Origin of the sequence: Nitrobacter sp. 62-13 (assembly GCF_001896955.1) — a bacterium.
Lineage (GTDB): Bacteria > Pseudomonadota > Alphaproteobacteria > Rhizobiales > Xanthobacteraceae > Nitrobacter.
Map to the genome: position 1 here is coordinate 1 of NZ_MKRN01000102.1, position 7,126 is coordinate 7,126.

General features: G+C 64.0%; 8 protein-coding genes. 2 read left to right on the plus strand and 6 right to left on the minus strand.

Annotation, left to right across the window (positions count from 1 at the left end):
* The 3 genes from BGN91_RS08915 to BGN91_RS08925 form a co-directional block, all read right to left on the minus strand.
* The coding region (locus tag BGN91_RS08915) for a heterodisulfide reductase-related iron-sulfur binding cluster (RefSeq protein ID WP_292612383.1) at positions 1–891 on the minus strand (891 nt) is incomplete at its 3' end.
* Complete coding sequence (locus tag BGN91_RS08920; RefSeq protein ID WP_292612385.1) at positions 888–2,123, minus strand: FAD-binding protein; 1,236 nt, start codon at positions 2,121–2,123, stop codon at positions 888–890. The genes BGN91_RS08915 and BGN91_RS08920, both read right to left, overlap by 4 nt.
* A 247-nt stretch (positions 2,124–2,370) precedes the next feature.
* Positions 2,371–3,864, minus strand: a complete 1,494-nt coding sequence (locus BGN91_RS08925) for an FAD-linked oxidase C-terminal domain-containing protein (protein ID WP_292612388.1) — start codon at positions 3,862–3,864, stop codon at positions 2,371–2,373.
* Positions 3,865–4,283: 419 nt separating this feature from the next.
* Here BGN91_RS08925 and BGN91_RS08930 point away from each other — a divergent pair, with 419 nt between their 5' ends.
* Positions 4,284–4,679, plus strand: coding sequence for a cytochrome c family protein (locus BGN91_RS08930; RefSeq protein WP_292612390.1), 396 nt, complete (start codon positions 4,284–4,286; stop codon positions 4,677–4,679).
* A 147-nt stretch (positions 4,680–4,826) separates the two neighbouring features.
* Here BGN91_RS08930 and BGN91_RS08935 read toward each other — a convergent pair whose 3' ends face one another.
* Both BGN91_RS08935 and BGN91_RS08940 read right to left on the minus strand, forming a co-directional pair.
* Positions 4,827–5,510, minus strand: coding sequence for a TetR/AcrR family transcriptional regulator (locus BGN91_RS08935; RefSeq protein ID WP_292612392.1), 684 nt, complete (start codon positions 5,508–5,510; stop codon positions 4,827–4,829).
* A gap of 325 nt (positions 5,511–5,835) precedes the next feature.
* Positions 5,836–5,991, minus strand: a complete 156-nt coding sequence (locus BGN91_RS08940) for a DUF3096 domain-containing protein (protein WP_292612394.1) — start codon at positions 5,989–5,991, stop codon at positions 5,836–5,838.
* Positions 5,992–6,230: 239 nt separating this feature from the next.
* On the opposite strand from BGN91_RS08940, the gene BGN91_RS08945 reads away from it, so the two are divergent.
* On the plus strand, positions 6,231–6,608 hold the full coding sequence (locus BGN91_RS08945; RefSeq protein WP_292612396.1) for a DUF1236 domain-containing protein: 378 nt from the start codon (positions 6,231–6,233) through the stop codon (positions 6,606–6,608).
* A 173-nt stretch (positions 6,609–6,781) separates the two neighbouring features.
* On the opposite strand, the gene BGN91_RS08950 is transcribed toward BGN91_RS08945, so the two are convergent.
* On the minus strand, positions 6,782–7,126 hold a 345-nt coding region (locus BGN91_RS08950), incomplete at its 5' end, for a DALR anticodon-binding domain-containing protein (RefSeq protein ID WP_292612398.1).

The following is a 7,126-nucleotide window of genomic DNA, read 5'->3' on the forward strand; positions in this document are numbered from 1 at the left end:
CGCCGCCGCGTAATCGCGATCCTTCCGCAACAGGTAGCCGTAGTCCTTGATGACTGTGCCGCAACCCGACGTCGTCACCACGATGGCATCGAGGCCGCCGCGTTCCGCCTCGGCGAGCCAGGCCGTGATGTTTGCCCGCGCCCGCGCCAGCGCATCCCGGTCGTCGCCCATGTGATGGGTCAGCGCGCCGCAACACTGCTCGTCCGCAACCAGCACCACCTCGACGCCGTGACGGGTCAACAGGCTGATCGCCGCCTCGTTGATGCGCGGCGCCAGCACCTGCTGGGCGCAGCCCTGCAGCAGCGCGACGCGACCGCGCCTCAAACCCTTCGCCGGGAACACACTGCCGGCGGCCGCTCCGGAAGCCGGCAGCGACGCCGGCGCGAGCGCCAGCATCGCCTTGATTCTGCGCAGGAACGTCGGCGTCGTCGTGCCGGCTTTCGAGCCCGGCAGCAGCGCCGCGAAAGGCCGGCCGAAGCGCGCCAGGATCATGCTGGCCCGAAACAGTTTCGGCCGCGGCAGCACATAGGCCAGAACCATTCGAAGCAGCCGTTCGGGAAGCGGACGTTCGTACTCCTTCGCGATCCTGACCCGCGCCTGGTCGACCAGATGCATGTAGTTGACGCCCGAGGGACAGGTCGTCATGCAAGCTAGGCACGACAGGCAGCGGTCGATGTGCTTCACGACCTCCGCGGTCGGCCGCTCGTTGTTTTCGAGCATCTGCTTGATCAGGTAAATCCGGCCGCGCGGACTGTCGAGCTCGTCGCCGAGCAGCACATAGGTCGGGCACGTCGCCGTGCAGAACCCGCAATGCACGCACTTGCGAAGGATCTTATCGGCCTCGGCGATATCCGGATCGGCCAGTTGCGCGGGCGTGAATTCGGTTTTCATGAGATCGGGGTCCGGGTCAGCCTGCCGCGATTGAGAATGCTTTTCGGATCGAAGCTCTGCCGTACCCGCTCGGACAATGCGGCAACGCCCTTCGCCTGCGGATGAAACACGTCGACCGCGCGCCGCGTTCCCTCGTCGGCCCGCAGCAGGGTCGCATGGCCGCCGATCGCGGCCAGCCGCCGCCGCAGCGGCGCGGCGTGCGCATCGACCGACGGCGGCAGCGCCGCCCAGATCAATCCGCCGCCCCAGTCGTAAATCACCTCGCCGCCGGTCTCGCGCGCCAGGGCCTGACCGAACGCACCGCCTCGCGCCGGCGGACAGACGATCCGCCACACCGGCCACGCGCCGAACGCGCCGCCGGCCGCGAACGGCATGACGTCGCGGATATCGCGCCACAGAGCAGCTGACTGCGCGCCTTCGACGAGTTCGGCCGTTCCGAACGAGGCAAGGTCGGCTGCGAGCGCCGACGCGCGGTGAGCGACCGAGGCGGCGATGCCTTCCAGCCGCAACAGCGTTGCGGCGTTTGCTGCGAGACCGGCCAGCGTGCCCCGGCCGGCCTTGAGCGTCGAATGCGGCACATGCGCCGCCCCCGAGACGTCGTATGGCGAACCGAGCGCCGCCGTCATCGCCCGGTTGGCGGCGACGTCGTCGAGCCCGCGCAGCACCAGCGTGCGTTCCGTCTCGGCTTTCGGCATCACCTTGAGCGTCACCTCGGTCATGACCGCAAGCGTGCCCCACGATCCCGCCAGCAGCTTGCAGAGATCGTAGCCGGTGACGTTCTTCACCACCCGGCCCCCGGCCTTGAAACTGTCGCCGAAGCCGGACACCGCATGAACGCCGAGCAGATGATCGCGCACGCCGCCGGCCTTGATGCGGCGCGGGCCGGCGAGCCCCGCCGCGATCATGCCGCCGATGGTGCCGCGGCCGGAGCGGACGTCGAGCAACGCGGCGGTGTCCATCGGCTCGAACGCGAACTGCTGATTCCTTGAATCGATCAGCGGCAGCACGTCATCCAGCGCGGCACCCGCCTGTACGGTGATGATGAGTTCGTTGGGCTCGTAGGACGTCACCGCATTCAGCGCCGAGACATCCAGTACCGCATTGGTCGCCATCGCATGGCCGATCGGCCGCTTCGAACCGTGACCGACGATCTCGAGCGGCTGTTCGTCGGCGATCGCGGCGCGCACGGCGGCTTCGACATCGGCGGCGTCGCGTATGTGCAGAACGGTCACGACCACCCGCAGACTGATGTATTCCCTCCCCCCTTGTGGGGGAGGACTAGGGAGGGGGGTAAGCAACGAAACCTGGAGCCGGGGTTACCCCCCTCTCCACCTCTCCCCCAGCGCATGTCGGGCCAGCCCGATATGCGCCATCCATGATTCAGATCGCGCAAGCGCGATCTGTTGGGGGGAGAGAGCAATTCGTGCCCAAACGCAATGCCGACTTTTCTCATCTATCTTCTATCTTCAACCACCGCACTCAAAACCTCGGCAAATCCGGAAACGCCAGCTTGCCGCCGTGCACATGGACGCGGCCGAGTTCGGCGCAGCGGTGCAGCGTCGGAAAGACCTTGCCCGGATTGAGCAGTCCCTGCGGGTCGAACGCGCATTTCAGCCGCTGCTGCTGGTTAAGATCGACCTCGCTGAACATATGCGGCATCAAGTCTCGCTTCTCGATGCCGACGCCGTGTTCGCCGGTCAGAACGCCGCCGAGTTCGACACAGCAGCGCAGGATCTCCGCACCGAACGCCTCCGCCTTGTCCATCTCTCCCGGCTTGTTGGCATCGTAAAGGATGAGCGGGTGAAGATTGCCGTCTCCCGCATGGAATACGTTGGCGACCCCAAGGCCGTATTTCTCGCTGAGTTCGCGAATGCGCGTCAGCGCCCGCGGCAGCGCGCCGCGCGGAATGGTGCCGTCCATGCACAGATAGTCCGGCGAGATGCGGCCGACCGCCGGAAACGCCGCCTTGCGTCCGGCCCAGAACAGGTCGCGTTCGGCTGACGAACCGGAGATCCGGCAGACAGTCGAACCGCAACCCAGCGCGATGGCCTCGACCCGCCTGATCAGTTCGTCGACCTCGATTGAAGAACCGTCAAGCTCGATGATCAGCAGCGCCTCGACGTCGAGCGGATAGCCGGCGTGAACGAAGGCTTCCGCGGCATGGATCGCGGGCTTGTCCATCATCTCCATGCCGCCGGGAATGATGCCGGCGCCGATGATCTTCGCGACGCACTCGCCGGCCGCCTCGACTTGCGCGAAGCCGACCATCAACGCCCGCGCGGTTTCCGGCTTTCTCAGGATACGAACCGTGACCTCGGTGACGACGCCGAGCAGCCCCTCGGAGCCGGTGATGATGCCCATCAGGTCGTAACCCGCGCTCTCCGGCGCCTTGCCGCCAATCCGCAGGACTTCGCCCGACATCAGCACCAGCTCGCAGCCGAGCACGTTGTTGGTGGTCATGCCGTATTTCAGGCAGTGAACGCCGCCGGAATTCTCCGCGATGTTGCCGCCGATCGAGCAGGCGATCTGCGATGAAGGATCGGGCGCGTAATAGAAACCCGCATGGGCCACCGCCTGGCTGATGGCGAGATTGGTGACGCCCGGTTCGGTGACGACGACGCGATTGTCGAAATCGATCTCGCGGATGCGCTTGAATTTGCCGAGTCCCAGCAGCACCGCATCCTGCAGCGGAAGCGCGCCGCCCGACAGCGAGGTGCCGGAGCCGCGCGGAACCACCTTGATGCCGTTGTCGAAGCAGTATTTCAGAATGCGCGACACCTGCTCGGTGGTTTCCGGCAACACCACGACCATGGGCGGCTGGCGATAGGCGGTCAGGGCGTCCGATTCATACGGCAGCATTTCCGCGGCGCTGGAGATCACGCCTTCGCCCGGCACGATCGCGCGCAAGTCCGCGACGATGGCGTCGCGGCGATCGAGCACCGTCTGATCCGATGCGGGCATCATGATGGCCATATGGCGGGCGCTCCGGCGTTGCGAATCTGATCGCGGGTCGCAACAAGACCCGTTGGATCAACCACATTTCTATGTCTTGTCCTACGTCTTGTGTAGGCATCGCCGGTCCCTCGTTAAACAGGATTGTTCGGATTCCGGCCGAATGCTATGGTTGCGTGATAAGGTCGCGCCGGGAGCGCGATCGGCCAAAAATATTGAATCGGCTGCCGCGCACCCGGCGGACCCGCAATACGGCCTTTTTTGCGCCTAAATCACACTCGAATCATTCTAAGATCGGTGTTATCCTTCGATTCTGCGGTTCGCATCCAAGGTTGTCGCACGACCTGCGTGCTACAGAATCCAGACACCGGCCTTTCCTCTCAGGAAAGGTAAATCCCAACCCGCTTCAGCCTGAAGCCACTAGGAACTCAGAGGTCTCCATGAAAACGTTCGCCATATCCGCATTGACCGTCCTCGGTTTCGCGCTTGCTAGCGTAGGCAGTTCGTCCGCGGCGGACGTAGAAGCCGGGAAGTCTGCCTTCAACAAGTGCATGGCCTGTCATGCCATCGGCCCGGGGGCTACGAACAAGGTCGGACCAGAACTGAACGGCCTGGACGGACGCAAGGCCGGTAGCTTGCCGGGCTATGCCTATTCGGACGCCATGAAGAATTCCGGCATTACCTGGAATCAGAAGGAGTTCGAGGAATACATCAAGAACCCCAAGGCCAAGATTCCGGGCATCAAAATGGTGTTCGCCGGCATTACCAAGCAGAGCGAACTCGACAATCTCTGGGCCTACGTCTCGCAGTTCGACAAGGACGGCAAGGTCAAGTAACGCCCTGTAGCGTTTCGAGCGAAGCATGTCCTCGGGCTTGACCTGAGGATGCATACCGGTTCGCATCACCGGTTCGTATCAAGGAAACGCGACAAAACAAGATCATGGAGCCTGGTTTCTGATTCCATCAGAAAGGCTCGATTGACTCTAGCCCGCGTGCTGCCCTGCCGGCATTCTGACCGGCAGGGCAGCCTGCACCACGAGACCGCGAGCGCGCGCATCGGTCACGCCGACCGCGCGCAAGGCCAGCAGGGTGGCGGCCTGCACCACGTCACGGAGTTTCGCCGGATCGTCGAGATGATCGGGCGCCAGCGGACCGACCAGGGATTCATGCAGCGCGCCGAGCAGCGCGGTCGCGGCCAGCGACGTATCCTGCGCCGGCAAATGCCCGGCACGCACCGCAGCGACGATGCGCGTTTCAATCTCGCCGGTGATTTCTCGACGGCTTGTCAGCCGTGTCGCAGCAACATCAACATCGACCGGCTCGGCCAGGATGCCCCAGGCCAGTTTTCCGTGCGACACCATGTGCACGGCGACGGTGGCAACAGCGGCAGCGAGCGCTGAAGACGGCCCCGGCGCTGCGTCGGCGGCGCCGCGTATCGCGGCCACTTCGTCGCGCGAAACTTCCCTGATCAATTCGGAAATCAGATCCGCCTTCGAAGGGAAATAACGATAGACCGTGCCGGCGGCGACATTGGCCCGAACCGCAACCGGCGCGATCTGCACCGCCGCCATGCCGCCGCTGCTGGCCGTATCGCGTGCCGCAGCCAGGATGGCGCTGCGACGCGCCGCGAGGCGCTTCATGACCTGCTGGGTCCGCCGATACACCATGTATGTTCATGTCCTTAGCGTCTGATTCAACCGCGTTGAACCGGACGCTAATCCATCCTTCTGATCGAGCGTGATCTTATCGGGAAAATCCGCTTTCCATCCCGGATCGAATCCGGGACGGGCTCTTTTCCGGATCATGCTCCAGCAGACACTGCCGGCACGGCAGCCAAAGAACTGAACACTCGTTCAAACCGGAAGGCAAGCGACATTCGAGCCGGCCTGTGGCGATCGACATCCGGCCGGCGTAACTTGCTCGGACGTGCAATCGCCTTTCGCGCGCCACCTCGAATGCGGCACGCTCAGTGCGATCAAGCGTCCCCGAGCATCAGAGGTGAAGCATCTTCAACACGCCAAGGCCCTGGAGGCCGACGAAGATGAGATAGAGGGCAATGACGAAATTGAGGAAGCGCGGCATCAGCAGGATCAGGATGCCTGCGACCAGTGCCACGATGGGCTGGATATGCGCTGCCGTGATGACCATGGGGAGAATCTCCACTGATGATGCGATTTGCGAATCGCGGAAAACTTTATCCGCCGCGCCGGCTCCATGATAGCGGCGGCGGTGATCTGCGAGTCCGCCTCATTTGTGGCGTTTGCCGCAAATCGCCGCAGAAATGCCAAGCTGCATGGGGGAACGTTGCCCGGCCGGATGAATTGGCATGACAACCCGACTGTGCGCCTCGCCTGCGCGCGTTCGGCACTGCAAAGGAGGAGGTCAACATGAGACACAGGGCCGTGGCAATTGCCGCGCTTGCGACCGTAATGGGCACCACGCTTGCCGCCCACGCGCAAGGCGTCACGGTCGGCGCCGCGCCGTCGACCGAGATGGTCGTCACCCAGCCGGTCGAAGTCGATCCCAATGGCCGGATTGTCGACGAGCAGCTTCCGGGGTTTCGCGAATATGTCGTCACCGAGCGCGTCCCCTCTTACACCGTTTCGCAAAGCATCGTCGTCGGCGCGGTTCTGGCGGACGAAGGCGTCACCCTTTACGACGTGCCGCAGCGTTTCGGCGCGACGCCCTATCGCTACACCGTCGTGAATGGCGAAACCATTCTGATCGAGCCGCGCACGCGCCGCATCATGCAGGTGGTCGACTGATGCGCGCCGGGCTCGCATCGCCGGCACGCATTTCGGCGCTTTCCCTTTAAACGATTCGTGTGACGACAACGGCACGATCGGAGCCGCCGCCACGCGGGTAGCCGGAGCCCCGTCCCGCCACCTCCAAGGGGCGGGGTTTCCGGTTTACAGCGAAGGGCGCGGCGGCTGCATCATCAATCCTGAACTCTGGAGAAATCGGCGACCGTGCGTGTCGCGGCGCGGATTTCGTTGAGCAGCTTCAGGCGATTCTCACGCACCTTGGGATCGTCGTCGTTGACCTTCACCTTGTCGAAGAAGGCGTCGACCGCGGGGCGCAGCTTCGCCATCGCCGCCATGGCGGCGGCGAAGTCTTCTTTGGCGACGGCGGCGCTTGCTTCAACCTTTGCGTGATCGATGGCCTTAGCGAGCGCTTTCTCTTCGTCGAGCCTGTAGAGCGAGGCGTCCGGCGCACCGTTGAACGTGCGTTTGTCCTTTTTCTCCTCGATGACGAGGATGTTCGACGCGCGCTTGATCCCGGC